We start from the raw sequence: 24,329 nt of genomic DNA, 5'->3' as shown, positions 1-24,329 counted from the left end.
GGCGTGCTGGCGCGGCGAGTCGGTCGCGGCCCTGCCCTGCCGGCTATCGCGGCGTGACGCTCATCCTGTGCGGCCGGCGCGGGCCTTGGCCGCCTGCTCCTTGTCGTAGTCGTCGCGGCAGTCCACATCGCAGAAAAGCTGCGCGGGCGCCAGCGCCTCGTTGCAGTAGTGGCAGCAGCCATGCGCCACCAGGGCGGGCCGGCCACGCACGGCGGCAAGGCCGCGCGCCACATCCGCAAAGATGATCTTGTCGGTGTAGTCTACGTGGTCGCTCATTGCACGCCCTCCCCACCTGTGGCCAGGTCATACGGGGCGAACGTCACCACTTCCACGCCGGCCCACTCATTGATCGCTTCGAACTGCGCCTGCAGCGGCACCAGCTCGTTACGCGCGAAGACGCGCGCGGCCGGCTCGACGGCGCCGAAGCCGCCGGCATTGTTCGGCAGGATGCCCATCAGCTGCGGCGGCACGCGGTGCGCGGCCAGCTGGTCGTCGCGCGTCACGCTCTTGATGTTGAAAAACTCGTCCTTGGCGGCCACGTCCGATACCGGCAGAATCTGGATACCGTCCTTCTTGCCGTTTGGCGCGTACATGAACAGGTTGCGGAAGTTGCCCGGCCCCTTGCTGTCGCGCATGGCCTGACGCAGGTTATCCACGTCCTGGGTGTTGGCGGCGGCATCCGTCATGTAGAAGACGAAACCGGCGTGCGAACCGTTCTTGTAGTACTTGCGGCGGAACAGGGTCGCCGCTTCGTTGAGCCAGGCCGATTGCAAAGCACTCAAATACTGCGGCACGCCGTACAGCTCCTGGTTGACGTCCGGTTCCATCAGGTGAAACACGCGGCCCTTGTCGAATTCATGCACGGCCTGGTAGCCGTTCACGAAGAAATACGTGTCCAGATCGACGCCGCGCCGCATGTACTTGGCCAGGGCATGCTGATACGCCAGCGCCTTGCCGCTGCGGCTGGGGCGGTCCTCCAGGTAGGCATTGCCGAACGTCAAATAGTCCAGGGCCATGCGCTTGAAGCCATCGCGCGACAGGTATTTCGTCGGCATCAAGGTGGACGTCAGCACGTTGGCCTTGAAGTGGATGGCGCTGCTGTGGTGCACGCCGGCATTGAAGGACTTGGCCAGGCCGGCCAGGTTGACGGGCGGCTCATACCAGTGGCCATTTTTCCAGCATTCGAAGCAGTCGAGGATATCGGCGTGCTCGAGCACGGGCGTGGGGTCGCCGAACGAAAACGCCTCGATGCCGGCGGCGGCCGGCGCCGTGGCCGCTGGTGGTGCGCTCTCGGCCTGCCGGCCGCGCAAGTGTCGTGCTTTGCTCAAGAATAAATCTCCATGAAAGAATGGTGGTTGTCAGTCGTGCCTTCGAATGGCTCGTGATCGAGGGCATGCATGCAGGCCCACGCCAGATCAGCGTGGCCGGTTTCATCGCTGCGGCCGGCGATGTAGGTCACGTGCCGGCCGCTGGGGGTGAGGGTCTTGTGGATGGCCATGAAGGATTGCGCGATGTCCGTCCAGCCGGCGTCGAATTCCAGCCGGCCCTTGCTGATGATGTTTTTGGCCTTCAAGACCATGCGGGTTTTGACTTCGGGCGAGTAATTCAGCGCCGTGACAGCCGGGAAGAAGCCGCGCACGATGGGCAGTACGCCGATGCCCATGCCCGTGGTATCGATGCCGATGTATTCGACGTTGTAGCGCTGCGTCATCTGGCGGATGGCGTCGGCGTGGTCTTCGAAACTCTGCCCGCGCCACTGGTGGCGCTCCAGGATGCGGAACTTGCCGCCGGCCGTCATGGGCGGCGCCAGCACCACGCAGCCGGCGCTGTCGCCGTTCAAGGCCGGGTCGTAGCCGATCCACACGGGCCGGTTGCCGAACGGACGCAGGCCCAGCAACGGCTTATAGTCGTCCCACTCCACCCAGGAATCGACCATGCAGCGCTGCAGCTCGGCCAAGGGGAAGACCGAGGCCGAGTCGTCGATAAAGTTGCACATCAGCAGGTTGTCGAACTGGTCCGGGCTGTATTCGAAGTTACGCAGCTCGTCGATATCGAACAGGTTGCAGCCGCCGCGCTCGGCGTCCAGGATGGTGACGATCTGGCGCCAGATCTTGTCCTCGCCCGTGAAGCCCGACGAAAGGCGGCCATGGCTCACATCGATATTCACCTGGTCAGCCTTGGCGCGGCGTTTGTTGAACATCTCGCCCGTCCAGAACGGGTAAGCCTGGTGCGTGGTCGAGGATGGGGTTGAAAAGTAGGTCTTGCGCCACTTCTTATGGATGGCCATGCCCGAGGCCACCTTGTTCAACTCCTGGAAATTCTGCGTCCAAAAGAATTCATCGAAGTAGAAATTGCCGTGGTAGCCCTGCGCCGTGCGCGCGTTGGTGCCCAGAAAGTACAGATGCGCGCCGTTCGGCAGCACGATGGGGTCGCCCGTCAGCTCGATGCCGGCCGCCTCGCGCGCGAATTGCACGATGTATTGCTTGAAGACGTGGGCCTGGCTTTTTGACGCGGACAGGAAGATCTGATTGCGGCCCGTTGCCATGGCGTCGGCCAGCGCTTCGCGCGCGAAGTACCAGGTGGCGCCAATCTGGCGGCTCTTGAGGATGGCGCGCGTGCGCTGGTCGCCGTTGCGATACCAGACCTTTTGATAATCGAACAGCGAATCCTGGAAGGCGTCGAGCAGCTGGATTTTCTGCTCTTCGCTGAAATCGTTGCGCGTCGGCTTCTTCTTCGGGCCGGCATTCCGGTTCGCCAGCTTGGGATTGAGATCGACCTCGTTGCCGCCCGGCTGCTCGTAGCGGCGCACGCGCGCCATCTGCACGATGGTGCGCGCCAGCAGATCAATTTCCTTGTAGTCGCTGCCGCTCTTGACCTCTTTTTCAATCAATTTCACCAGGCGCAGCTCGGCCGACGCCTCGACGTGCTCGATGGCCTGTGCCTTGTCCCATTCGTCGCGCTCTTTCCAGCTATTGATGGTGCTGCGCTTGATTCCCAGGTGGCGGGCGATGGATGAAATGCGCCAGCCCTTCCAGTACAGGGCGCGCGCGGCACGGCGCGGCTCGGATTCGGGCACGGCCAGTTCGCCGATGATTCCATCGACGGTTTGTTCGCTTGTTTTCTCGATTGTCAGCATGCCGCCAGCGTAGGCCGCGCGCGCGCGGAGCGGGGGAAGGCAGAAGTCGCTATGGCCCATAGCAACCCGCACCGCATTGAATCGCGGCGCCAAGACGTTGACCATGGCGTTATCCGATCAACCGAGAACGCCCATCATGTCCAAATCGAAATTTTTCCGCGTCGCCACCGAAGGCGCCACCACGGACGGTCGCAACATCGACCGCGCCACCATCGAGCAGATCGCCGCCACCTACAACCCGAAAACCTACGGCGCACGCATCTGGCTGGAGCACATTCGCGGCATCCTCCCCGACAGCCAGTTCAAAGCCTACGGCGACGTGATCGCCGTGAAAGCCGAAGAAGTGGACACCGACAGCGGCAAGAAACTGGCCCTGTTCGCGCAGATCGAACCCACGCCGGAACTGATGGCCATCAACAAGGCGAAACAGAAGCTGTACACCAGTCTCGAAATTCAACCGGACTTTGCCGACTCGGCACAGCCCTACCTGGTCGGCCTGGGTGTGACCGACAGCCCGGCCAGCCTGGGCACCGAAGCGCTGAAATTCTCCGCCGGCCGCAAGCAGCAAAGCGCCAACCTGTTCACCTCCGCCATCGAGGTGACGCTGGAATTTGAGGAGCCGCAAGGCACCAAGCTGGCCGACGCCGTGAAAAACCTGTTGTCGCGCTTTTCGAATAAATCCGACGCCGACGCCGCGCAATTCGCCGACATCAGCGAAGCCGTGCAGGAACTGGCCGGCCACGTCGTCACCGCCAACGACAACTACACGGGCACCCTGGCGCGCCTGGAAAAGACCGAAACGGCATTGAAGGCCACGCAGGACGAGCTGGCCGCCTTCAAGGCGCAAATGGACGAAGCACCCGGCAACGGCCCGCGCCGCCCGGCCGCCACCGGCAACGACGGCGCCGTGCAGACCGAGTTTTAAGCGCCCGCGCCATCCACCAACACCCCATTCAACAACGGAGCACCAATACATGAAAAAGCAAACGCGCCAGGTCTTTGGCCAGTATGAAACCCGCCTGGGCCAACTGAACGACACGGACAACGTGGCCAAGACCTTCAGCGTCACGCCCAGCGTGCAGCAAAAGCTGGAAACGAAGATGCAGGAATCGAGCGAATTCCTGTCGAAAGTGAACATCATTGGCGTGACCGAGCAGGAAGGCGAAAAACTGGGCCTGGGCGTATCCGGCCCGATTGCCGGCCGCACCAATACCAAGGACAAGGAACGCAAGACGCGCGACCTGTCCACCCTGGACGGCACCAAGTACCGCTGCGAGCAAACCAACTTCGACACGCATCTGAACTATGCCAAGCTGGACGCCTGGGCCAAGTTCGCCGATTTTCAGTCGCGCGTGGCCAATGCCATCCTGACGCGCCAGGCGCTGGACCGCATCGTCATCGGCTTCAATGGCGTGAAAGCCATGGCCGACACCGATCTGGATGCCAATCCGCTGCTGCAGGACGTGAACAAAGGCTGGCTGCAGCACCTGCGCGAGCTGGCGCCCGAGCGCGTGCTGGGCCTGGTGGCCGCCGGCATGCCGGGCAAGGTCATCATCGGCGACGCGGCCGATGCGGATTACGCTAATCTGGACGCGGCCGTCACCGATGCCGTCAACCTGCTGGATCCGTGGTATCAGGAAGACACCAATCTGGTGGCCATCGTCGGGCGCAAGCTGTTGAACGACAAGTATTTCCCATTGGTCAACACCAAGCAGGCGCCCACGGAAACCCTGGCGGCCGACATCATCATCAGCCAGAAACGCATCGGCGGCTTGCCGGCCGCGCGCGTGCCCTACTTCCCGGATAACGCCATCCTCATCACCCGCTTCGACAATCTGTCGGTCTACTTCCAGGAAGGCGCGCGCCGCCGCCGCGTCGAGGACGTCCCGAAGCGCGACCGCATCGAGAACTACGAGTCGTCCAACGACGCCTACGTGATCGAAGACCTGGGCCTGGCCGCGCTGGTGGAAAACATCGAGCTGAAAGACAAATGATGGCGAACCAATCCCCCGCCCTGCGCCACCGCGCTCGCATGCTGGCCGAGCGCACGGCCGGCGCCGCCGCGCCGCAGGGCGTGACCACCGGCACGGCCTACGAAATGATGCTCTACAAGCTGACCGACGACCGGCGGCGCCTGAAATCCATCCAGTCGGTCGAACGCAAGATCGAGGTCAAGGCCACCTTGCTGCCCGACTATGCGCAATGGATCGACGGCGTGCTGGCCGGCGGCAAGGGTGCGCAGGATGACGTCTTCGCCACCCTGCTGGTGTGGCACATCGACACGGGCGAGTATGCGCGCGCCCTGGTCATGGCCGAATACGCGCTGGCGCACAAGTTCACCCTGCCCGACACCTACAGCCGCGACATCGCCACCCTGATGCTGGACGAGTTCGCCGAAGGCTATTTACACGGCAAGCTGGCCGCCGATCCGCAGCACGCCGCGCAGGTGCTGGGCCAAGTGGAACAGTTGACGGCCGCCAGCGACGCACCCGACCAGGCGCGCGCCAAGCTGCACAAGGCGATTGGCCTGGCCATGATCGCCGTGCTGGATCAGGCCGACGACACGGACATCGCCCCGGCGCTGGTGGCGCAGGCGGAAACGGCCATGGGCCAGTTGAGGCGCGCGCGCGCCCTGTCGGAGTCGTGCGGCGTCAAGAAAGATATGGAACGGCTGGAACGGCGCCTCAAGCGCGCGGCCGGTTCCACGTAAAGAGCATCCCCCGCAGCACGGCGGCACGGGGGGATTCTGGCCAACGCATTGGCAACAATCTCGGCCTGATGAACCCCGTCCACCGCCCCCTTTTGAAAGCGTCCCGTATGTCCTTCATGGCCCTGCCCCCGTCCATCCCACCCGGCGCCACCCCGGCGCCGCCAGCACCGGCCGCCGGCATCATCGAGAACGACGGCTGGTTTCCCGACATCCTTCTCACCGATATGCGCGACGCCATGCGTCTGGACGGCACCGTCACCGACGCGCGCCTGGTGCAAGCCGTGGTCGATGCCATCCTGCAGGTCAACCGCGAGCTGGCCGACTGGCAGGGCAAGCAGGCCGCTGCCGGCATCGCCACCCTGGTGGACGTGCCGGCCGCCCGCATCAACCGCGAATCCCGCCTGCTGGCGCAGTACCTGCGCGCCGTCTACAGCACGGCGAAAGCCGACCTGATCGAGCGATACCGCGACTACGACAGCACGGCCACCTCCGTCAGCGACAAGAAAAGCATGGAGTGGCTGGACGAAGCTCCCGGCGCGCAGCGGCGCAACGCGCAATGGGCCATCGCCGATATGGTCGGCCGTACGCACCTGACCGTGGAATTGATCTGATGCAGGTGCGCACGCGGCAGCACGACACGGTAGACGCCCTGGTGTGGCGCTACCTGGGCGATGGCGCGGGATACGTCGAGCAAACCCTGGAAATGAATCCCGCGCTGGCGCGCCACGGCGCCGTGCTGCCGGCCGGCCTGGTCGTCACGCTGCCCGAGCTGGCGCCCAGCACGGGCCAGGTGGCCGCAGCCGATCTTGTGCAGCTATGGGACTGATCCTGGCATTCACCCTTTTATTCATCATGAAAAATCTATCACCCCTCATCCCGGAGACTCAAGCAATGTCCGCAGAATCGTTTGGTGGTTTCGCCACCCTGGTCAAACTGTACGGCTTCAAGGCGGCGCTGGGCATGGTCGGCGCGGCCATGCTGTACATCGTGCTGCCGCCGTTGAATAGCGACGGCACCTTCAACAAGGGCGAATTCGTCGCCCGCCTGGCCTGCGCGGGCGTGTTCTCATGCCTGTTGGGCGGCACCGCGTACCAGTTGCTGTGCGCCCAGCTCCCCGCCATCGGCGCCATGGTCAACGCCTCCGCCATCGACTTGATCGTCGGCGCGCCCGGCTGGTGGGTATCGCGCGCCGTGGCCCTGTGGTTTCAGCGCCGCAGCGACAAGGACATCGCCGAGCTGGTCAAAGACGCGAAGGAGCATTGATGGCCACCATGGAAAACCCGCTGATCGCGCGCGTCATCGACGCCATCCTGCGCGCCGAAGGCGGCTACGTGAACGACCCGCAAGACAAGGGCGGCGAAACCAACTTCGGCATCACCGTGGCCGTGGCGCGCGCCAATGGCTACGCGGGGCCAATGCGCGATATGCCCGTGGCAGTAGCGCGCACCATCTACACGGCGCGCTACATCACGGAACCGAAGTTCGATCAGGTGCTGGCCCTGCATGCCGGCATCGGCGCCGAAGTCATCGACACGGGCGTCAACATGGGGCCGCACCGCGCGGCCGAGTTCCTGCAGCGCTGGCTGAACGGCTTCAATGACACGGGCGCCCGCTACCCCGCCCTGTTCGTCGATGACCGCCTGGGGGCGCAGTCGCTGGGCGCGCTAGCATCCTTCCTGACATGGCGCGGCCAGGATGGCGCAGCCGTGCTGCTGCGCGCCTTGAACGGCTTGCAGGCAGCGCGCTACCTGGAAATCACCGAGGCCAACAAGACCCAGCGCCGTTTTCTGTTCGGCTGGATCAAGGAACGGGTGACCATGTGACCACAACCACCTGGCGCCCGCTGACCGCTGTTCTCGTGTGCGGCGCCATCGCGGGCTGGACGACGCAGGGCTGGCGCAAGGATGCCGACATCGCCGAACTGCAACGGCGGACGGCCACCAGCAAGACCACCGCCGCCACCGCACTGGCTAAAGCCACCGCCCGCGTGCTCACCCTGGAGCGCGCGGCCGGCGCCGCCCTGGCGCAGCGCGCCGACCACCTCACCCAGGAGCAAACCCATGCGAAAACTGAACGTGACCGTTTTAACGATGACGTGCGCAGCGGCGCTGTGCGCCTGTCAATCCCCGTCGCCAGCGGCCAGTGCGCCGCAACTGCAAATACCACCACTGCCGCAGGCTATCGGATTGAAGCGCGCGCCGAACTTGACCCGGCGACTGCGGCAGCTCTTGACGCCATTGCCGGCGACGGAGACGACGCCACCCGCCAGCTAAACGCCTGCATTGACGCCTACAACCTAGTGCGAGACACCTACCATGTACAAACCGAATAGCTTGCGCCAGCACTTAGCCGCAGCCATCCCCGACCTGCAGCGCGACCCCGACCGCCTGCTGGTCTTCGCCGACGAAGGCAACGTAGTGGCCACCTCCACGGCCTCGCTGTCCTTCGAATACCGCTTCAAGCTCAACCTGATCGTGACCGATTACGCGGGCGACGCCGACGCCATCATGGTGGCCCTGATCGCCTGGCTGAAAGTCCACCAGCTCGATCTGCTGGCCAATGAAGAGCGGCGCAAGCACGGCATTGCCTTCGAGGTGGATTTTAATAACCATGAAACGGTCGACATTTCCATCAAGCTGGAGCTGACCGAGCGCGTGGCCGTGAAGGCCGGCGAGGCGGGCCGCCTGGACATCAAGCACCTGGCCGAGATACAGCACATGCCGGCCTACGCGGACGAATTCTGGAAACTGTATGACGGCGAGACGCTGCTGGCCGAATGGCGCACGCCGGAGGCGACAGCATGAGCGACGACCTGCACGCGCTGGAAACTTGGGTCGGCGCACTGCTGGGCAAGCTGCAGCCGGCCCAGCGCCGCGCCATCAATCACAAGGTGGCCATCGACCTGCGCCGCAGCCAGGCGCAGCGCATCAAGGCGCAGCAGGGGCCGGATGGTGCGGCGTATCCACCGCGCAAGAAACGCAAGGAATTGAAGGGGAAGAAGGGGCGGATCAAGCGGCAGAAGGCTGCGATGTTTGCGAAGCTTCGCACCACCAAGCACATGAAAGTGAAGGCAACCGGCGACCAGATCGAGGTCGGCTTCTTTGGCTGGGTAGTGCGAGTGGTGCACGTACACCAGTTTGGGCAACAAGACCGTGTCACCCAAAAAGGGCCCATCTACAAGTACCCGGAGCGGCCACTGCTTGGCATAAGTGAACTGGATCGGACGGTGATACGCGAATCGCTGTTGCGTCACGTAGGAAAAGACTAAGATACTTCAAAGCAATCTAAAACTGACAATGGTTATCAAATGCGTTACAGTCACATGATACTTAGCGATACTGGCCAAGAACAGCCGCTCAAGCCGAACTCATAGGGCAACTATTTTGTGAAAAAAGCACTGTGCCAGGTTCCATTCCCCAATTCGACCATACTCTCTATACATCTAGACGATGACGGCGAATACAATCCGGTAGGACAACTAAAATATTATCTATGACAGCTCCTAAACGTCCCAATGAGCCAATTACAAAAGCAGACCTTGAAAAATTTATTGCGACTCAGCATGATTTCGCTCTGGAATTATATGTCTACAATTTGACCAGAAAGCTCGGATTTGAAACAGCCCACGCTGGTTCATATACCGACCAAATTACAGGAAAGACGCGACAGTTCGACGTTCGTGCAAATCGATCTTGCGGTAGAGAATTTCACGTGCATTTTGCGATTGAATGCAAATCCCTACAACCATCATTTCCATTGCTCATTAGTCAGATTCCTCGTCTTCCTGCTGAAAGCTATATAAGTATTCTTCATTCATCATATATTAGCTTTGGTCCTCCACGAGTCGCGTCGTCGCCGAGAATTGAGCGTCTTGACGGATTTAAATCACTATACCCTCCTAATGATTATGTAGGGAAAGCGTCAACACAGGTAGGAATAAATGGCAAGGCTTTTATTTCAAACGACAGCGAGATTTTTGAAAAGTGGGGACAAGCTATTTCTTCGGCCAGCGACCTGATCGCTAACGCGATTTGGCTTGAACATAGAAAATCAATTATCATACCCGTATTAGTAGTTCCAGACGATACGCTTTGGGCTGCAAACTACGCCGAAGATGGCTCACCTGATGGAGGACCAACCCAAGTCAATGAAGTAAAGTTCTTTATTGGCGATGTAAAAAAATTTGACAATCCGGTTTTTTCTTACCCTATCTCGCATCTACATATTGTAACGAAGTTAGGCCTGAGTAAACTCTTAGAACGTTTTATAAATGATGGGCAAGACTCAACCCACTTGAATCCTCCATTGTTTGAATATGAATATGATTCGTTTGATTTACTCTGACCTGCAAGAAAAAATGGAAAAATTCTTTTTTTGATATTCCGACCGTCAGAAGCTTATTTAATTGTTCCGAGTTAAATAGCAAGTAGCCAAAGATGAAGGTCCACTTCAGCGCCAGACTGTGAAAACTCCAAATCTTGAAATATTCGCAGGTAGCATCGCCATTCCCGCGACAGAGAAAACGGCGTAGTGCGCGTTTTGAAAGGCCGACTTTTTGAACGCTCAGAATTTTTCTGCGTTTTCACACAGCCTGGGGAGAAAGCAGACACCCTCCATATCGCCAACTACAGCCAAAGTATAAGTTTATGTCCAACGGGCCGCCGTAGTCACTAAGCCACTTAACAACCCGCCCCCGCGTGCATCCGCACGCGGTCTTCGGCAACATGCACTGCATGAACGCCGACCTGTCCGACATCCTCCGATTGCTGCAAAACCTGATCCGCCTGGGCACCATTGCCCAGGTCGACGGCGCCATGGCGCGCGTACAGCTCGGGCCGCAACTGACCACTGAATGGCTAAACTGGATCACCCCGCGCGGCGGCACCACCCGAGCCTGGTCTGCGCCCACTGAAGGCGAGCAGGTCATGGTGCTGTCACCAGGCGGCGACCTGACGCGCGGCGTCATCGTGCCGGCGCTGTTCTCCAAGGCGTTTGACGCACCCGAGTCCAGCCACACCATCCACGCCACGCACTACCCTGACGGCGCCGTGGTGCAGTACGACCACGCAGCCCACGCCCTGACCGCCACGCTGCCGGGCGGCACCGCCACCATTACAGCCGATAAAGTCACCTCCAACGCGCCCAGCACCATCTGCATGGGTGATGTGACTATCATGGGTAACTTGGTCGTCAAGAAAAACGCGACCGTAGAAGGCGCCACCGCCCTGAATGGCGGCGTAAACGCCAAGGCCGGCGCTGCCGGTGGCGTGGCCATGTCCGTACAGGGCACCGTCAAAGCCAGCGAGGATGTACAGGCCGGCACGATCAGCCTGGCCAAGCATACGCATGGCGGCGTCAGGGCCGGCAGCGACCAGTCGGGCGGCCCACAATGAGCGGCTTGAACCTGACCACCGGCCGGGCCCTGTCCGGGCTGGCGCATATCCGCCAGTCCATCGCCGATATCCTGACCACGCCTATCGGTTCGCGCCTGATGCGCCGCCGCTATGGATCGGAAGTGCCCGAGCTGATGGATCAGCCCTTGAACAGCGCCACGGTGCTGCGCATCTATGCCGCCACCGCCTACGCCGTGCGGCTGTGGGAACCGCGCATTACCCTGACCGGCCTGCAGTTTGAAGCTGGCCAGCCCGGCGCCGCCGAACTGGTTCTGGACGGCATGGCCGATGGCCAGGCTGTGCAGCTGGCCGTCAATATCGGCCAGGACGGTGCGCCATGAGCAGCGCTATCGACCTGTCCATGCTGCCACCACCGTCCATTATCGAAGAGCTCGATTTTGAAACGCTGCTGGCCGCGCGCCGCGCCGACCTAGTCGAGCGCTATCCGGCTGCCGCTGATGTGATCGTGTTGGAATCGGAACCGCTGAACAAGTTGCTGGAAGAGTCGGCCTATCGTGAGCTGATCCTGCGCCAGCGTATCAACGAGGCCGCGCGCGGCGTCATGCTGGCATTTGCCGGTGGCGCCGACCTGCAGCACCTCGCCGCGCTGTTCGGCGTGCAGCAGCAAGAAGGCGAAGCCGACGAGGCGCTGCGCCTGCGCACGCAGCAATCGCTCTATCGCCTGTCCGTGGCCGGCCCGACTGAGGCATACGCAAGCCATGCCCGCGCTGCCGCGTCCTATATCAAGGACGTTGCCGTCACCAGCCCCACGCCGGGCACCGTGCTGCTGACGCTGTTAAGCGCCATCGGCAACGGCACGGCCAGCAGCGACCAGATTGCCGCTGTTAATGCCGCTCTGTCGGCCGATACCGTGCGCCCGATCTGCGACACCGTGCTGGTACAAAGCGCTGCCATCATCGACTATGGCGTCGAGACCGTGCTGGAAACGCTGGGCGGCCCATCGGGCGAGGCTGTGCGCGCCGCCGCCCAGGCAGCGGCTGAACGCTATGTACGCGACGCGCACCAGATCGGCAATGCCGTCACGCGCAGCGGCCTGTATGCCGCTCTGCGCCAGCCTGGCGTCACGCGCGTCACCCTGATAACGCCGGCCCAGCCGACAGACGACAGCGATATCCTGGTGCAGCCTGCTGCGCTGGGCGCCGCCTGGTGCGCCAGCGTCATCGTGCGCCTGGCCGACAAGCGAGTAGCGCCATGATTCACTTGCTACCGCCAAACGCCAGCCCGCTGGAGCGTGCCCTTGCCGCCACCGGCGCCGGCATCGATACCCTGCCGGTGGCCCTGCGCGATCTGTGGAACCCGGCGACCTGCCCTGTCCCCCTGCTGCCTTGGCTGGCCTGGTCGCTGGCAGTGGACGAATGGGACGAAGCCTGGACTGAAAGCGTCCAGCGCGCCGTGGTGGCCGACGCCATCGAAGTGCACCGCCATCGCGGCACCGTCTGGTCGCTCAAGCGCTCGCTGGCGCCGTTGGGCATGGCCATCGACGTGATCGACCAGGCCACCCAGCGCGCCAACTATGCGCAGCTCGATGCGGCGCAGCTGGACGGCTCGTGGCAGCTCGACAGCACACACACAATCAGGCCCATCGAGCTGTACGCCAACCTGCCGCAAATCCAGCATTGGGCGCAATTTATCGTGCGCGCCAACCTGGCCGATGCGATCCGCGCCGAGAACTTCGCCATGCTGCGCCACTTGGTGCAGAAATGGAAGCCGGCGCGCAGCTGGCCGATCTTCATGTTCTGGCTGTCGTTCATGCTCGACGTGCGCGCCCAGGCCAGCGCAGCTCTGCAGCTGCAAACGCAGGCCGACGCACGCTATCCGTGGGCGGGCCGCACCATCGGCAACGCGGCCCGCTGGTCGCTGGGCCGCGATGGCGTGCTGGTCACGCTGCCGCAGCCCATACGCAGCTTCCGGCTGGGTGAGCAGCGCGGCGCGCGCAGCAGCTGGCGCCTGCAGGGTGGCCGGGTGGCCAGCACAGTGCTGCTGCAAAGCTCTGCAGCGGCCAGTGCCTATCGCCTGCCGGCGCTGGCCGAACGCAGGCGCCGCCTGGATGGCGCATGGGGCATTGGCCGCGCGCGCATCAGCACCATGAGCGAGGCCAGTGTCCAGGCCCATGGCGTGATCGCGGCGCCGTCGCAGCTGACCACCACGCACCACATCGCGCTGCGCCTGGACTATCCGGCCACGCCGGCCAGGCTTGGCGCGCGCGCCAGGCTGGCGCCGTGGCGCCGCCTGGATGGCCGCTGGGCGGTCGGCTCAAGCAGCACGCCCTGCAAGTTCGGCTTTGCGCTGCGGCGCGATAGCGCTATCCAGGTACAGGCATCCGTGGGCCTGGCATGCGCGGCCGATGCTTACGCCAGTCCTGAGCGGCTGGCCAGGCGCGCGCCGGTCAGCCTGGGCGCCACCGCCAGGCGGCTCGATGGCAGCTGGCGCCCCGGTGCTGAAAACCGGCTGGGACAGTTCCAGCTCGACGGCCGCCGGCTCCGGGCGCAGCGGCTCGTCACGCGACCGCGCATCGGCCAGTTTTCGATCCTGCGGGAAGCTGCCGGCGGAACAGGTTCACACCGGCGCCTGGTCCTCAATGGCCAGTGGCGTATCGGCACCAGCACGGCGCCGCAATTCAATCTCAACATCATCAGGGAGGTACAACATGGCTGAGGCCATCACGGTCGATGCATACCGCAAGCGGCTGGCAAAACACATGGCAGACAACACGGCGCTGCCGCCGATTGCCTATATGGCATTTGGCGATGGCGGCCACAACGCCGACCTGACACCCAAGCCGCCATCTGCCGGCGCCGTGGCACTGGTTCACGAAGTGCTGCGCAAGCCGCTGGCCATGATCGTCCAGGAAGACGCATTCAGCACCACCGGCAAGGGCGTGATCGAGGCGGCCGAACTGGTCGGCGCCCGTATTTCCGAAGCGGCTTTGCTGGACGCTAATGGCCAGCTGATCGGCCTGAAAAACTTCGCGCCCAAGCTCAAGGAAGCCGACGAACGCTATGAAATCAGCATCAAGCTGCGATTCTAAAGGATAGAAAAATGGCACTGCCAAACATTACCCCCATCCCCAACAACGAGCCGGACGCCGTGCCGGCGCTGTGGAACACGCGCTACGAGGAAATCGACCGTAATTTCGCGGCTGTCAATGGCGGCGTAGAAGCGGCCGCCGTTGAAATTGCGCGCGCACGCGGTGGCGCCGCCAGCCTGGGCGACCGTATGGACACCATAGCGGCCAATGTCTCGACGGTATCCGTCGAGATGCAGAACGCCATCACTGCAGGGCTGAAATACGCACTCGACCAGTCGGCGCTGGCGAACTACAGCATCCGCGCGCTCAAGAAACAGCTGCAGCAGGAAGGCGAAATCACCATCCAGAACAGAGGTATCGTTTCTGGCTGCGCCGCCACGAAGTCAAGCACTGCTGCGCGCAACCTCTCGCTGTCCCGCGGCGTGTGCTTCGCCAATGGCCGAGCATACTCGGTAGCGGGCGGCGTGAATACGGCCAGCGTGCCGAGCAACACCACTACAGGTAGCGTCACTGTGTCCGCCTATCTGTATCAAGATGCCACGGGCGCCTGGCGCGTGGCCGTGACGCCAATCGGCCAAACCGTCCCTGCAGCGGGCATTCGCATCTACATCATTACGGTGCCAGCCGGTAATACCGATGTGACCGATCCCAATCTGACAGCCGTGACCTTGACCGATATCCGCCGTATCGAAGCGGCGTTTCCGGCGCGCTTCAATGCGCCGGCCATGGCGTCGGCTGTCCTTAATGACCTGTCGGCCAACGACTATCACCTGACCATCGACGTGATTGCAACCACGGGCGCGCCGTGTGATGCCGCCGCCATTGTGGTTTACAGCCGCGCAACCAACGGCTTCACCCTGGCGCTGGCCAGCGCTGCCGATAACGTCGTCCTGCGCTGGCGCGCAAGCAAACTCAACAACTAAACGAACGGAGCTTTACATGCCACAAATTGTCTTGAAACAGCCTGGCCAGCCTGTCGCTGAATTTGCCTTCACCGGCGCCATTGTCACCGTGGCCGGGGTCGTGATCGATTGCGCCGCACGCCAGCTCGATACGGATGTCGCCATTGAAATTCGCAACAACCGCGGCGATCCAGGCGAAGGCGGCAATGGCGCCTATCTGGCGCAGATCAGCATTCCGGCCCGCCGCTTCATGGCGATGGCCCGGCCAGCGCTGCGCCCGATGCCGGTGTCGAGCTGCCACCGACCCGGGCCGCGCTGCCGCTGGACCCCAATGCCGTGCAAGTGACCTTATGGCCAGCTGCCTGACTTGAACCCCAATCCACCATTACAAAGATCAAACCATGACCACAATTTTCAGCAAAGACAGCCTGCGCGCCAGCGTTGAGGCGGCCAGCGGCGGCCGTCAAACCGTGCTCTACACCTCGCTTGGCCAGCCCACCTACATGACCGTGATCCCGCAGTTTGACGCTCAATCGCTGGACCCCGGCCTGCCGGCAGGCCCGCATGATATGTTCCTGGTCAACGGCGTTGCCAAGAGCGAATACTTTGTCGGCACCTACCAGGGGCAGGTCGTCAACGGCGAACTGCTGAGTTTGCCAGGCGTCGCGCCCAATGCATCGCTCAGTGCGGATCAGGCGGTGGCCTATGCCCGCGCCTGTGGCGCCGGCCACCATGTCATGACCAACGCGGCATTTGCCGGCCTGGCGCTGTGGTGCCGTGCCAACGGCTTCCAGCCGCGTGGCAACACCAACTATGGCCAGTCCAATGACGCGCCATGGGAAACCGGTCGCCGCATTGACGGCCTGAGTATCGGCAACACTGCCGGCGAGCCGCGCACGCTCACGGGGTCCGGGCCAGTCGCCTGGCGCCACGACAACACCCATGCAGGCATCGCTGATCTGAACGGCAACGTGTGGGAGTAGACGCCCGGCATGCGTTTGCTGGCCGGCGAAATTCAGATCATTGCGGGCAATAACGCGGCATCGCCGACCAGTGACCTTTCCGCCACGTCGACAGAATGGCGGGCGATCAACGGCGCTACCGGTGCGCTGGTGGTGCCGACCTTTACCGGCTCGATTGCAGGCGGCGATTATGTCGCCACCACGGAAAACTCGGTCCGCCTCGCTGGCACGGGCACGGCAAATTACACGCTGGTGCGCACCAGCAGCCAAAGCTTTGAAGGCATGACCAATCCTGGTGCGAAACCGGTCGCGGCGGCGGCACTGGCGTTGTTGAAGTCGCTGGGCCTGTTCCCGGTATCGCTGCAGTTGGGTGGCACGATTGCCATGCCTGCAGAAAATGGCGACGGCATCTGGGCCACCTTGACCGGCGAGCGCCTGCCTATCCGTGGCGGCAGCTGGGGTAATGCTGGCATGGCCGGGGTATTCGCGGTCATCCTGGACTATGCCCGTGGCTACTCCGGCGCCAACTTCGGCGCGCGTCCCGCATTCGTCCTCTAATCCACGCCAGAATCAAGGGAAACACTATGCCTACCGATTACCACCATGGCGTACGCGTCATTGAAATCAACGAGGGTTCGCGCCCCATCCGCACCGTCTCCACGGCCGTACTGGGCCTGATCGCCACGGCCGACGACGCCGACCCGGCGGCCTTCCCGCTCGACACGCCCGTGCTTGTCACCAATGTGCTGGCCGCCATGGGCAAGGCCGGCAAGACCGGCACCTTGTACCGCAGCCTGCAGGCCATCGCCGCGCAGACCAAGCCCCTGACCATTGTGGTGCGCGTGGCCCAGGGCGAAACCGAAGCGGAAGCCACCAGCAACGCCGTGGGCGGCGTCTCGCCGGACGGCAAGTACCTGGGCGCCCAGGCGCTGCTGGCCGCGCAAAGCAAACTGGGCGTGAAACCGCGCATCCTGGGCGCGCCGGGACTGGACACCCAGGCCGTCACCAATGCCCTGGCCAGCGTGGCACAGCGCCTGCGCGGCTTCGTGTACGCGTCGGCCTATGGCTGCGCCACGGTCACGGCGGCCACTACCTATCGCGGCCAGTTCGGCCAGCGCGAGGTAATGATGATCTGGCCGGATTTTGTGAACTGGGATACCGCCACCAACGAAGAGGCCAACATTTCGGCTGTCGCCTACGCCATGGGGCTACGCGCCAAGATCGACGAGGAAACGGGCTGGCACAAAACGCTGTCCAACGTGGTCGTGAATGGCCCGACCGGCATTAGCAAGGATGTGTTTTTCGACTTACAAGACCCGGCCACCGATGCCGGCGTGCTCAACGCCAAGGAAGTCACGACCCTGATTAACATGAGCGGCTACCGCTTCTGGGGTTCGCGTACCTGCGAGGAACCGGGCGGCTTCTTCTATTTCGAGAGCTACACACGCACGGCCCAAGTGCTGGCCGACACCATCGCCGAAGCGCATTTCGCCTTTGTCGATCTACCCTTGCATCCGTCCCTGGTGCGCGACCTGCTTGAAAGCATTAATGCCAAGTTCCGCGACTTGAAACTGCAGGGCTACATCATCGACGGCCATGCCTGGTATGACGAGCAGTACAACGACAAGACAGGGCTGAAAGACGGCAAGCTGGCCATCGATTACGACTACACGCCCGTGCCGCCGCTGGAAAACCTGAAATTCCAGCAGCGTATTACCGACCGTTACCTAGCCGACTTCGCCTCGCGCATCGCGGCCTAACCATTCCCGTGCCCGCCGCGAGCGGGCGCAACTGACTACTGGAGAACACTATGGGCCTGCCCCGCAAACTGAAAAACTTCAACCTGTTCCAGAACGGCGTGTCCTTCATGGGCATGGTGCCCGAAGTCACCTTGCCGAAACTCAGCCGCAAGATGGAAGAATACCGCGCCGGCGGCATGAGCGGCCCCGTGTCCGTGGACTTCGGCAACGAGGCGCTGTCGCTGGAATGGAGCGGCGGCGGCCTGATCGCCGAAGCCCTGAAACAGTACGGCGCGCACACGCATGGCGCCGTGCAACTGCGCTTTGCCGGCGCCTACCAGGAAGACGATGACGGCACGGTCGCCGCCGTCGAGGTCGTCGTGCGCGGCCGTTACAAGGAAATCGACATGGGCGGCGCCAAGATGGGCGACGACACCACGCATAAATACACGACGGCCTGCAGCTACTACAAGCTGATGATCGACGGCGCCACCGTCATCGAACTGGACTTCATGAGCGGCACCGAGAACTTCGGCGGCGGCGACACGAATGCTGACATCCGCAAGGCCATCGGCCTGTAACCCCTTTTCTATTCACCACCACCCTACAAGGACAACACCATGCACAACGATACCCAAAACAGCGCCGTCATCGAACTGGACGAGCCGATCAAACGCGGCGACACCTTCATCACCTCGCTGACGGTGCGCAAGCCCAAGGCAGGCGCCCTGCGCGGCATTTCCCTGATCGAACTGGCCAACCTGAACGTGTCGGCCCTGCAGATCGTGCTGCCGCGCATCACCGAGCCGACCTTGACCGCGCACGACATCGCCAACATGGACCCGGCCGACCTGCTGGCCGTGGGCGCCGAGGTTGCCGGTTTTTTGGCGAGCAAAGCCGATCGCCTTTCGGTATCCCCGGCGAAGTAGAAGACGCCATGGCCGACATTGCCGGCGTCTTCCACTGGACGCCGGCAGCGATGGACGGCTTTACGATTGATGAACTGATGGCCTGGCGCGAACGCGCCCGGCAGCGAAGCGGAGCGAAATAGATGGCTGGTCGGGATTTGAGGTTACAGGTAGTGTTTGCAGCGCTGGACAAAATCACTGGCCCGCTGAAAAAAATCATGGGCGGGTCCAGCGAGACGGCGAAGGCGCTGAAAGCGACCAGCGACCGCTTGCGCGACCTGAATGCCCAGCAAAAGAACATCAGCAAGTTCCGCGAGTTGCACGGCGGCCTGGACGCCACCCGCAGCAAGCTGGAAGCGGCCCAGCAGAAGGTCGCCAGCCTGGCCACCAAAATGAAACAGACGGAGGCACCCACGCGCGCCATGACGCGCGAATTTAATGCCGCCGTCAAAGCGGCTGGCGCCTTGAAGACGGCCGGCCAGCAGCAAGCCCAGCAACTGCAGGTCATGCGCGAGCGCCTGGCCGGCGCCGGCATCGGCACCAAAGACCTGGCCAACCACGAGCGCACCTTGCGCCGCGAGATCGAGGCCACCAACAAAACCATGACGCTGCAGCAGCAGAAACTGGCCAACGCGGCCGCCAAGCAACAGCGCGTCGCCAATGCCACCCAGCATGCGGACAAGCTGCGCAGCAAGGCGGGCAACCTGGCCATGGCCGGCGCAGGCGCCACCGCCACGGGCGCCGTCATCGGCGCGCCCGTGGTCAAGGGGCTGAACGAGGCCAAGCACTATCAAACGGAAGTGGGCCGCGTCAACGCGCTGGGCCTGGGCGACAAGGTGTCAGCCGAGGCCGTCGCCTTCGCGCGCAATATGAAGACCTACGGCACCAGCCAGCTCGACAACCTGCAACTCATGCGCGACGGCATGAGCGCCTTTGCCGACGTGCACCACGCGGAAATGGTCGCCCCTACCCTGGCCAAAATGAAGTTTGCCAATCACGCCTTCTTTGGTGAGGAAGAAGGCGCCGACAACGAACGCAAGTTCATGGATATGCTCAAGGTGATCGAGCTGCGCGGCGGCCTGGAGAGCAAGGAAAAGTTCGAAGCCCAGGCAAATATCGTGCAGCAGGTCATCACCGCCACGGGCGGGCGCGTCGGCCCGAATGAATGGCTGAACATGATCAAAACGGGCGGCATCGCCGCCAAGGGCTTGAAGGATGACGCCTTCTACTACCAGATGGAACCGCTGGTGCAGGAAATGAGCGGCAACCGAGTCGGCACGTCCCTCATGAGCGCCTATCAGAACTTGTACCAGGGCCGCACGACGAAGCGCTCTGCCAGGAAGCTGGAAGAGTTCGGCCTGATCGGCGACAAGAGCAAGGTCAAGCACGACAAGGCCGGGCAAGTCTCGTTCCTCGATCCCGGCGCGCTGCTGGGCGCGGAACTGTTCCGCGAGAACCAGTTCGAATGGCTGGAAAAGGTGCTGTTGCCGCAACTCGCCAAGAAGGGCATCACGGAAAAGAAACAGGTGCTCGACGCCATCGGCAGCATCTTTTCGAACCGCACCGCGTCGAACCTGTATTCACAGATGTACTTGCAGCGCGTGCAGATCCACAAGAACGAAAAGCTCAACCGTGGCGCCGCCGATATCGGCAAGCTGGAAAAGCTGGGCCGCGACTCGGCCGCCGGCAAGGAACTGGAAGCACAATCCAAGCTGGCCAACCTCAAGCTCACCATGGGCGAGAAAATCCTGCCGCTGTATGCGCAGGGGCTGGAGCTGGCCATCAGTGCCGTGCAGCGCCTGAACGGCTTCATGGAACGCAACCCGACCGTGGCCAAGATCATGATTACCGCCTTTGCCGTGCTGGCCGGCCTGCTGCTGGTGCTTGGGCCGCTGATGCTGGGCATTGCCGCCATGATCGGCCCGTATGCCATGCTGCACGTCATGTTCGCCAAGATGGGCGTGACGGGCGGCGTGCTCACGCCCATCTTGCGCAACCTGGGCGGCGCCTTCATGTGGGCGGGCCGCGCCGTGTTGTGGTTGGGCCGCGCTCTTCTGATGAACCCGATTGGCATCGCCATCACGGTCATCGCCGGCGCCGCCTTCCTGATCTACAAATACTGGGAACCGATCAAGGGTTTCTTTGGCGGTCTGTGGTCGGATGTCAAGACAGCGTTTGCCGGCGGCTTTACCGGCATCAACAGCCTGATCGCCAACTGGTCGCCGCTGGGCCTCTTCTATCGCGCCTTCGCGGGCGTGCTGGGCTGGTTCGGTATCGCACTGCCGGCCCAGTTCACCGACTTCGGCGCCAGCATCCTGCAGCGCATCACCGCATCTTGGGCGCCTATTTCCGCCTTCTTTGCCGACATCTGGTCGCGCCTGCGCACGGTCTGTGCCGGCGGCATGGGCAGTATCACGGCCCTGATTATCAACTGGTCGCCCGTGGGCGTGTTTTACCAAGCGTTCGCGGGTGTCATGAGCTGGTTCGGCATCGAACTGCCGGCCCAGTTCACCGAATTCGGCGCCAACATCCTGCGCGGGCTGGTCAACGGCATCACCGGTTCCATGGGCGCCGTCAAGGACGCCATCAGCAATGCCGGTTCCAGCACCATTGCCTGGTTCAAGGAAAAGCTGGGCATCCACAGCCCGAGCCGCGTCTTCGCCCAGCTCGGCGACTACACCATGCAGGGCCTGGCCGTGGGCCTGGACCGCAGCGAGGGCGCGCCCATTGCCAAGGTTTCCGGACTAGCGCAGCGCCTGACGCAACTGGGCGCCGGTATTGCCATCGGCACGGCCACCGCACTGCCCGCCAGCGCCTTCGACACGCGCGCGCCGCTGGCCCAGGGCGGGTTCGGCGCCGGCATGACGATTCAGGGCGACAAGATCGAAATCACCTTCCACGTGCAGGCCGGCACCGATCCCCAGGCCATCGCGCGCGCGGTGAGCGTGGCGTTAGAACAGCGCGACCGTGAAAAGGCGGCACGCATCCGCTCTTCCCTGCGCGACCACGATTAAGAAAGAAGCACCACCATGATGATGATTTTAGGAATGTTCGTCTTCAGCCTGCCCACCCTGGCCTATCACGAGCTGCAGCGGCAAACGGAATGGAAGCACGCCAGCACGGCCCGCGTGGGCCTGCGCGATGCGCACCAGTACGTGGGGCCAGGCGACGACACCATCACCCTGTCTGGTTGGGTGGCGCCGGAACTGACCGGCTCCCTGTATTCGCTCGATGCGCTGCGCATGATGGCCGATACCGGTAAATCGTGGATACTGATCCAGGGCACGGGCCGCATTCTCGGCTCCTACCGCATCACCAGCATGACCGAGGGCCGCACCATCCTCGACGGCAGCGGCGGCGCGCGCCGTGTCGAGTTTTCGATTGCGCTCAAACGCGACGACGACGGCGTGCTGGCCATGCTTGGCCTGGGCGACATCGGCGACCTGAAAAACATGCTCAGCATCGACGGCATGACCAGCAGCATTGCCGGCGCGGCCAAGAATGCCGTGGGCAGCGTGGTGGGCAATGTGGTCGGCGGCATCACGTCGAAATATGGCGGCGTGGTCAGCGAGATGAAAGACAAGATCGGCGGCGGCATCAGCGGCGCCATCGGCAGCGCGGCGGACAAGTTCAAATGAGCGAGCATATCCCCGCCTTCAAGGTCAGCATCGAGGACAAGGATTTGACGGCCATCGTGTCGCCGCGGCTGATCAATCTGACCTTGACCCTGTGCCGTGGCGACGAGAGCGACCAGCTCGATATTTCCCTGGACGACAGCGACGGCAAGCTGGCCCTGCCGCCGCGTGGCGCGCAGATCGCCCTGGCGCTGGGCTGGCAAGCCACCGGTCTGGTGGACATGGGCAAGTTCACCGTCGACGAGGTGGAGCACAGCGGCGCGCCCGACACCATCACCCTGCGTGCCAGGTCGGCCAACCTGATCGACACCTTCAAGCAGCAGCAGGAACACAGCTTTCACAAGACCACCCTGGGCGCCATCATCGAAGCCATCGCCTTTCGCAACGAGCTGGCGTCGGGCGTATCGGCGCGCCTGCGCGATACCGCCATCGAGCACATCGACCAGACCCACGAAAGCGATGCGGCCTTCCTGCGCCGGCTGGGCAGGAAATACGATGCGGTGGCCACCGTCAAGAATGACACATTGCTCTTCATCCCCATCAACCAGAGCCGCACCGCCAGCGGCAAGGCGCTGCCCGTCATCCCCATCACGCGCGCCTTGGGCGACGGCCACCGCTACCACAGCGCAGAGAGCGACGCCTACACGGGCGTGCGCGCCTTCTGGCACGACGAACGCTACGCGCGCCGCCGCAGCGTCGTGGCCGGCGTACCCGGCAACAGCAAGCGCCTGCGCACCACCTTCGCCAACGAGACGGACGCGCGCGCGGCGGCCGTGGCCGAATGGCAACGCATCCTGCGCGGCCTGGCCACCTTTGAAATGAACCTGGCCTTGGGCAACCCGGCCGTATTCCCGCAATCGCCCGTGACGGTGAAAGGTTTCAAGCCCGAGATCGACGCCACCGAGTGGCTATCGGTCAAGGTCACGCACAGCCTGGGCGGCAACGGCTTTACCACGCGGGTGGAGTTTGAGACGAAAACGGAAGCGGTCGAGGCCGAACGCGAGGACGAGAAAGACCCGGATGAAGGCATCACGGGCGTGGTGGCGAAGTGGAAGGATGTGGCGGCGAAGAAGAAAAAGGCAGGCCAGGAACAGGCCGGGGTCAAGAGTACGCTTAAGACGCTGGAGCATCTTTACAAGAGCAAGCAGGCCGCCAAGCGGGCGGCAAAACTGGAGTGGGAGCACATCAAGGAGGTGCGCGAAATCATTCGGGAGAACAGCGAGGAGCCATGGAAGCCGGCGGAAACGGATTCCAAAGCGCAGACGTAACGAACTACGGGAGGGTCACAGACTTTATCAGGACGCTCAATACTTCATTTGTTACACCCTTGAGTGTCTCCATAGTTCCGGCCTTCACTGATTGCACCAACCTCTCGCCCAAGGTAGCGCGGCTAACCAGACTATCGGGGACAGCTTTGAGGGCAGTCAAACCTTTTTCGGAAAGTACCGCATCCGAGAAGCCTGTGCCTGTCTTGCTATTGGGGCGTACGGAAATGTATCCCTCTTGCACCAACCATGTGGCGGTGTTGATAAATGCATCTGCCGGAGGAGTCACTTCGGCACCTGTGAAGCTGTCAGCATTGAAGCATGCAGCTTCGCCACCTTCAACAAATTTTCTCGCGTCCAGGAAGATTGGTTTCGGGAAATTTTCATACAGTTTTGCAAAAATTCGGCCAGTTAATTCATCAAAAGCATCAATATTGGAGAGTGTCATGATCACCAGAAATTTGGAAGAAGTAGAACGCCAGGAAAACGAAATTCGGCACCATATCCATCGGCAGATACTGGGGCTATCTGATCAAGTACGCTCCAAAGAAATATGGCTTAGGATTCTGGCGACAGCAAATCACGAAACCATTGCAACTGCTCTGAGCACACAGCTCACACATTTCAATT

Annotated in this window: 31 protein-coding genes; 27 read left to right on the top strand and 4 right to left on the bottom strand. The window is 62.5% G+C overall.

What is annotated here, in order from left to right; all coding sequences use genetic code 11:
• Window positions 1-60 precede the first annotated feature (60 nt).
• The 3 genes from O3297_RS00785 to O3297_RS00775 are packed head-to-tail and all read right to left on the bottom strand — an operon-like array spanning window position 61 to window position 3,136.
• Window positions 61-276 carry a hypothetical protein gene (locus tag O3297_RS00785; RefSeq protein ID WP_305047480.1) on the bottom strand — a complete coding sequence of 72 codons (216 nt, stop codon included), beginning with the start codon at window positions 274-276 and terminating at the stop codon, window positions 61-63.
• Window positions 273-1,328: a phage portal protein gene (locus tag O3297_RS00780; RefSeq protein WP_305047479.1), complete on the bottom strand. Its 1,056-nt coding sequence runs from the start codon at window positions 1,326-1,328 to the stop codon at window positions 273-275. The genes O3297_RS00785 and O3297_RS00780 overlap by 4 nt, the downstream gene beginning before the upstream one ends.
• The gene (locus tag O3297_RS00775; RefSeq protein ID WP_305047478.1) at window positions 1,325-3,136 is read right to left on the bottom strand and encodes a terminase ATPase subunit family protein; all 1,812 of its coding nucleotides are present in this window, start codon (window positions 3,134-3,136) and stop codon (window positions 1,325-1,327) included. The genes O3297_RS00780 and O3297_RS00775 overlap by 4 nt, the downstream gene beginning before the upstream one ends.
• A gap of 136 nt (window positions 3,137-3,272) precedes the next feature.
• Between O3297_RS00775 and O3297_RS00770 the strand changes: the two genes are divergently transcribed.
• The 27 genes from O3297_RS00770 (at window position 3,273) to O3297_RS00640 (ending at window position 23,702) form a co-directional block, all read left to right on the top strand.
• Complete coding sequence (locus O3297_RS00770) at window positions 3,273-4,061, top strand: GPO family capsid scaffolding protein (protein ID WP_370385372.1); 789 nt, start codon at window positions 3,273-3,275, stop codon at window positions 4,059-4,061.
• 49 nt (window positions 4,062-4,110) lie between these two features.
• Window positions 4,111-5,130, top strand: coding sequence for a phage major capsid protein, P2 family (locus tag O3297_RS00765; protein ID WP_305047477.1), 1,020 nt, complete (start codon window positions 4,111-4,113; stop codon window positions 5,128-5,130).
• Window positions 5,127-5,846, top strand: a complete 720-nt coding sequence (gpM, locus tag O3297_RS00760) for a phage terminase small subunit (protein ID WP_305047476.1) — start codon at window positions 5,127-5,129, stop codon at window positions 5,844-5,846. Before O3297_RS00765 ends, gpM begins: the two co-directional genes overlap by 4 nt.
• Before the next feature lie 107 nt (window positions 5,847-5,953).
• A complete protein-coding gene (locus O3297_RS00755) occupies window positions 5,954-6,457 on the top strand; it encodes a head completion/stabilization protein (protein ID WP_370385371.1) in 504 nt (167 codons plus the stop codon).
• Window positions 6,457-6,672, top strand: coding sequence for a tail protein X (locus O3297_RS00750; protein WP_305047475.1), 216 nt, complete (start codon window positions 6,457-6,459; stop codon window positions 6,670-6,672). The genes O3297_RS00755 and O3297_RS00750 overlap by 1 nt, the downstream gene beginning before the upstream one ends.
• A gap of 65 nt (window positions 6,673-6,737) precedes the next feature.
• Window positions 6,738-7,109: a hypothetical protein gene (locus O3297_RS00745; protein WP_099388137.1), complete on the top strand. Its 372-nt coding sequence runs from the start codon at window positions 6,738-6,740 to the stop codon at window positions 7,107-7,109.
• The gene (locus O3297_RS00740; protein ID WP_305047474.1) at window positions 7,109-7,669 is read left to right on the top strand and encodes a glycoside hydrolase family 108 protein; all 561 of its coding nucleotides are present in this window, start codon (window positions 7,109-7,111) and stop codon (window positions 7,667-7,669) included. The genes O3297_RS00745 and O3297_RS00740 overlap by 1 nt, the downstream gene beginning before the upstream one ends.
• Window positions 7,666-8,178 (top strand): lysis system i-spanin subunit Rz, encoded by a 513-nt coding sequence (locus tag O3297_RS00735; protein WP_305047473.1) that lies wholly within the window; start codon window positions 7,666-7,668, stop codon window positions 8,176-8,178. Before O3297_RS00740 ends, O3297_RS00735 begins: the two co-directional genes overlap by 4 nt.
• Entirely contained in the window at window positions 8,162-8,650 is a 489-nt protein-coding gene (locus O3297_RS00730) for a phage tail protein (RefSeq protein ID WP_305047472.1), read from the top strand. Before O3297_RS00735 ends, O3297_RS00730 begins: the two co-directional genes overlap by 17 nt.
• On the top strand, window positions 8,647-9,114 hold the full coding sequence (locus tag O3297_RS00725; RefSeq protein ID WP_305047471.1) for a phage virion morphogenesis protein: 468 nt from the start codon (window positions 8,647-8,649) through the stop codon (window positions 9,112-9,114). Before O3297_RS00730 ends, O3297_RS00725 begins: the two co-directional genes overlap by 4 nt.
• A gap of 224 nt (window positions 9,115-9,338) precedes the next feature.
• Window positions 9,339-10,190: a hypothetical protein gene (locus O3297_RS00720; RefSeq protein ID WP_305047470.1), complete on the top strand. Its 852-nt coding sequence runs from the start codon at window positions 9,339-9,341 to the stop codon at window positions 10,188-10,190.
• A gap of 389 nt (window positions 10,191-10,579) precedes the next feature.
• Complete coding sequence (locus O3297_RS00715; protein ID WP_305047469.1) at window positions 10,580-11,239, top strand: phage baseplate assembly protein V; 660 nt, start codon at window positions 10,580-10,582, stop codon at window positions 11,237-11,239.
• Window positions 11,236-11,580: a GPW/gp25 family protein gene (locus O3297_RS00710; RefSeq protein WP_305047468.1), complete on the top strand. Its 345-nt coding sequence runs from the start codon at window positions 11,236-11,238 to the stop codon at window positions 11,578-11,580. Before O3297_RS00715 ends, O3297_RS00710 begins: the two co-directional genes overlap by 4 nt.
• Complete coding sequence (locus O3297_RS00705; RefSeq protein ID WP_305047467.1) at window positions 11,577-12,455, top strand: baseplate J/gp47 family protein; 879 nt, start codon at window positions 11,577-11,579, stop codon at window positions 12,453-12,455. Before O3297_RS00710 ends, O3297_RS00705 begins: the two co-directional genes overlap by 4 nt.
• Window positions 12,452-13,915, top strand: coding sequence for a phage tail protein I (locus O3297_RS00700; protein WP_305047466.1), 1,464 nt, complete (start codon window positions 12,452-12,454; stop codon window positions 13,913-13,915). Before O3297_RS00705 ends, O3297_RS00700 begins: the two co-directional genes overlap by 4 nt.
• The gene (locus O3297_RS00695; RefSeq protein ID WP_305047465.1) at window positions 13,908-14,288 is read left to right on the top strand and encodes a hypothetical protein; all 381 of its coding nucleotides are present in this window, start codon (window positions 13,908-13,910) and stop codon (window positions 14,286-14,288) included. Before O3297_RS00700 ends, O3297_RS00695 begins: the two co-directional genes overlap by 8 nt.
• Window positions 14,289-14,299: 11 nt before the next feature.
• Window positions 14,300-15,211 (top strand): hypothetical protein, encoded by a 912-nt coding sequence (locus O3297_RS00690; protein WP_305047464.1) that lies wholly within the window; start codon window positions 14,300-14,302, stop codon window positions 15,209-15,211.
• A 16-nt stretch (window positions 15,212-15,227) separates the two neighbouring features.
• Window positions 15,228-15,536 carry a hypothetical protein gene (locus O3297_RS00685; RefSeq protein ID WP_305047463.1) on the top strand — a complete coding sequence of 103 codons (309 nt, stop codon included), beginning with the start codon at window positions 15,228-15,230 and terminating at the stop codon, window positions 15,534-15,536.
• Window positions 15,537-15,591: 55 nt separating this feature from the next.
• Window positions 15,592-16,173 carry a hypothetical protein gene (locus O3297_RS00680; protein ID WP_305047462.1) on the top strand — a complete coding sequence of 194 codons (582 nt, stop codon included), beginning with the start codon at window positions 15,592-15,594 and terminating at the stop codon, window positions 16,171-16,173.
• Window positions 16,174-16,182: 9 nt separating this feature from the next.
• Window positions 16,183-16,710, top strand: coding sequence for a hypothetical protein (locus tag O3297_RS00675; RefSeq protein WP_305047461.1), 528 nt, complete (start codon window positions 16,183-16,185; stop codon window positions 16,708-16,710).
• Between the two features lie 26 nt (window positions 16,711-16,736).
• Entirely contained in the window at window positions 16,737-17,912 is a 1,176-nt protein-coding gene (locus tag O3297_RS00670) for a phage tail sheath protein (RefSeq protein ID WP_305047460.1), read from the top strand.
• A gap of 50 nt (window positions 17,913-17,962) precedes the next feature.
• Window positions 17,963-18,472, top strand: a complete 510-nt coding sequence (locus O3297_RS00665; RefSeq protein ID WP_305047459.1) for a phage major tail tube protein — start codon at window positions 17,963-17,965, stop codon at window positions 18,470-18,472.
• Window positions 18,473-18,511: 39 nt separating this feature from the next.
• A complete protein-coding gene (locus O3297_RS00660) occupies window positions 18,512-18,820 on the top strand; it encodes a phage tail assembly protein (protein WP_305047458.1) in 309 nt (102 codons plus the stop codon).
• Between the two features lie 8 nt (window positions 18,821-18,828).
• Window positions 18,829-18,942: a GpE family phage tail protein gene (locus tag O3297_RS00655; protein WP_305047457.1), complete on the top strand. Its 114-nt coding sequence runs from the start codon at window positions 18,829-18,831 to the stop codon at window positions 18,940-18,942.
• Window positions 18,943-21,813 carry a phage tail protein gene (locus O3297_RS00650; RefSeq protein ID WP_370385370.1) on the top strand — a complete coding sequence of 957 codons (2,871 nt, stop codon included), beginning with the start codon at window positions 18,943-18,945 and terminating at the stop codon, window positions 21,811-21,813.
• A gap of 15 nt (window positions 21,814-21,828) precedes the next feature.
• Entirely contained in the window at window positions 21,829-22,437 is a 609-nt protein-coding gene (locus tag O3297_RS00645; RefSeq protein ID WP_305047455.1) for a phage tail protein, read from the top strand.
• A complete protein-coding gene (locus O3297_RS00640) occupies window positions 22,434-23,702 on the top strand; it encodes a phage late control D family protein (protein WP_305047454.1) in 1,269 nt (422 codons plus the stop codon). The genes O3297_RS00645 and O3297_RS00640 overlap by 4 nt, the downstream gene beginning before the upstream one ends.
• 4 nt (window positions 23,703-23,706) lie before the next feature.
• On the opposite strand, the gene O3297_RS00635 is transcribed toward O3297_RS00640, so the two are convergent.
• Complete coding sequence (locus O3297_RS00635) at window positions 23,707-24,147, bottom strand: hypothetical protein (protein WP_305047453.1); 441 nt, start codon at window positions 24,145-24,147, stop codon at window positions 23,707-23,709.
• Window positions 24,148-24,329 lie beyond the last annotated feature (182 nt).

The sequence above is a fragment of the Janthinobacterium sp. SUN128 genome (assembly GCF_030587275.1).
Lineage (GTDB): Bacteria > Pseudomonadota > Gammaproteobacteria > Burkholderiales > Burkholderiaceae_D > Janthinobacterium > Janthinobacterium lividum.
This window is presented reverse-complemented; position numbering and strand designations above follow the sequence as displayed.

Excerpts from the sequence above, each read along its gene's own strand:
- O3297_RS00670 (WP_305047460.1), top strand. The coding sequence starts at position 16,737 with ATGCCTACCGATTACCACCATGGCGTACGCGTCATTGAAATCAACGAG.
- O3297_RS00655 (WP_305047457.1), top strand. The coding sequence starts at position 18,829 with ATGGCCGACATTGCCGGCGTCTTCCACTGGACGCCGGCAGCGATGGAC.
- O3297_RS00755 (WP_370385371.1), top strand. The coding sequence starts at position 5,954 with ATGTCCTTCATGGCCCTGCCCCCGTCCATCCCACCCGGCGCCACCCCG.
- O3297_RS00685 (WP_305047463.1), top strand. The coding sequence starts at position 15,228 with ATGCCACAAATTGTCTTGAAACAGCCTGGCCAGCCTGTCGCTGAATTT.
- O3297_RS00745 (WP_099388137.1), top strand. The coding sequence starts at position 6,738 with ATGTCCGCAGAATCGTTTGGTGGTTTCGCCACCCTGGTCAAACTGTAC.
- O3297_RS00720 (WP_305047470.1), top strand. The coding sequence starts at position 9,339 with ATGACAGCTCCTAAACGTCCCAATGAGCCAATTACAAAAGCAGACCTT.
- O3297_RS00640 (WP_305047454.1), top strand. The coding sequence starts at position 22,434 with ATGAGCGAGCATATCCCCGCCTTCAAGGTCAGCATCGAGGACAAGGAT.
- O3297_RS00740 (WP_305047474.1), top strand. The coding sequence starts at position 7,109 with ATGGCCACCATGGAAAACCCGCTGATCGCGCGCGTCATCGACGCCATC.
- O3297_RS00660 (WP_305047458.1), top strand. The coding sequence starts at position 18,512 with ATGCACAACGATACCCAAAACAGCGCCGTCATCGAACTGGACGAGCCG.
- O3297_RS00695 (WP_305047465.1), top strand. The coding sequence starts at position 13,908 with ATGGCTGAGGCCATCACGGTCGATGCATACCGCAAGCGGCTGGCAAAA.
- O3297_RS00650 (WP_370385370.1), top strand. The coding sequence starts at position 18,943 with ATGGCTGGTCGGGATTTGAGGTTACAGGTAGTGTTTGCAGCGCTGGAC.
- O3297_RS00715 (WP_305047469.1), top strand. The coding sequence starts at position 10,580 with ATGAACGCCGACCTGTCCGACATCCTCCGATTGCTGCAAAACCTGATC.
- O3297_RS00725 (WP_305047471.1), top strand. The coding sequence starts at position 8,647 with ATGAGCGACGACCTGCACGCGCTGGAAACTTGGGTCGGCGCACTGCTG.
- O3297_RS00775 (WP_305047478.1), bottom strand. The coding sequence starts at position 3,136 with ATGCTGACAATCGAGAAAACAAGCGAACAAACCGTCGATGGAATCATC.
- O3297_RS00710 (WP_305047468.1), top strand. The coding sequence starts at position 11,236 with ATGAGCGGCTTGAACCTGACCACCGGCCGGGCCCTGTCCGGGCTGGCG.
- O3297_RS00675 (WP_305047461.1), top strand. The coding sequence starts at position 16,183 with ATGCGTTTGCTGGCCGGCGAAATTCAGATCATTGCGGGCAATAACGCG.
- O3297_RS00635 (WP_305047453.1), bottom strand. The coding sequence starts at position 24,147 with ATGACACTCTCCAATATTGATGCTTTTGATGAATTAACTGGCCGAATT.
- O3297_RS00680 (WP_305047462.1), top strand. The coding sequence starts at position 15,592 with ATGACCACAATTTTCAGCAAAGACAGCCTGCGCGCCAGCGTTGAGGCG.
- O3297_RS00770 (WP_370385372.1), top strand. The coding sequence starts at position 3,273 with ATGTCCAAATCGAAATTTTTCCGCGTCGCCACCGAAGGCGCCACCACG.
- O3297_RS00750 (WP_305047475.1), top strand. The coding sequence starts at position 6,457 with ATGCAGGTGCGCACGCGGCAGCACGACACGGTAGACGCCCTGGTGTGG.
- O3297_RS00785 (WP_305047480.1), bottom strand. The coding sequence starts at position 276 with ATGAGCGACCACGTAGACTACACCGACAAGATCATCTTTGCGGATGTG.
- O3297_RS00700 (WP_305047466.1), top strand. The coding sequence starts at position 12,452 with ATGATTCACTTGCTACCGCCAAACGCCAGCCCGCTGGAGCGTGCCCTT.
- O3297_RS00665 (WP_305047459.1), top strand. The coding sequence starts at position 17,963 with ATGGGCCTGCCCCGCAAACTGAAAAACTTCAACCTGTTCCAGAACGGC.
- O3297_RS00730 (WP_305047472.1), top strand. The coding sequence starts at position 8,162 with ATGTACAAACCGAATAGCTTGCGCCAGCACTTAGCCGCAGCCATCCCC.
- O3297_RS00690 (WP_305047464.1), top strand. The coding sequence starts at position 14,300 with ATGGCACTGCCAAACATTACCCCCATCCCCAACAACGAGCCGGACGCC.
- O3297_RS00645 (WP_305047455.1), top strand. The coding sequence starts at position 21,829 with ATGATGATGATTTTAGGAATGTTCGTCTTCAGCCTGCCCACCCTGGCC.
- O3297_RS00705 (WP_305047467.1), top strand. The coding sequence starts at position 11,577 with ATGAGCAGCGCTATCGACCTGTCCATGCTGCCACCACCGTCCATTATC.
- gpM (WP_305047476.1), top strand. The coding sequence starts at position 5,127 with ATGATGGCGAACCAATCCCCCGCCCTGCGCCACCGCGCTCGCATGCTG.
- O3297_RS00765 (WP_305047477.1), top strand. The coding sequence starts at position 4,111 with ATGAAAAAGCAAACGCGCCAGGTCTTTGGCCAGTATGAAACCCGCCTG.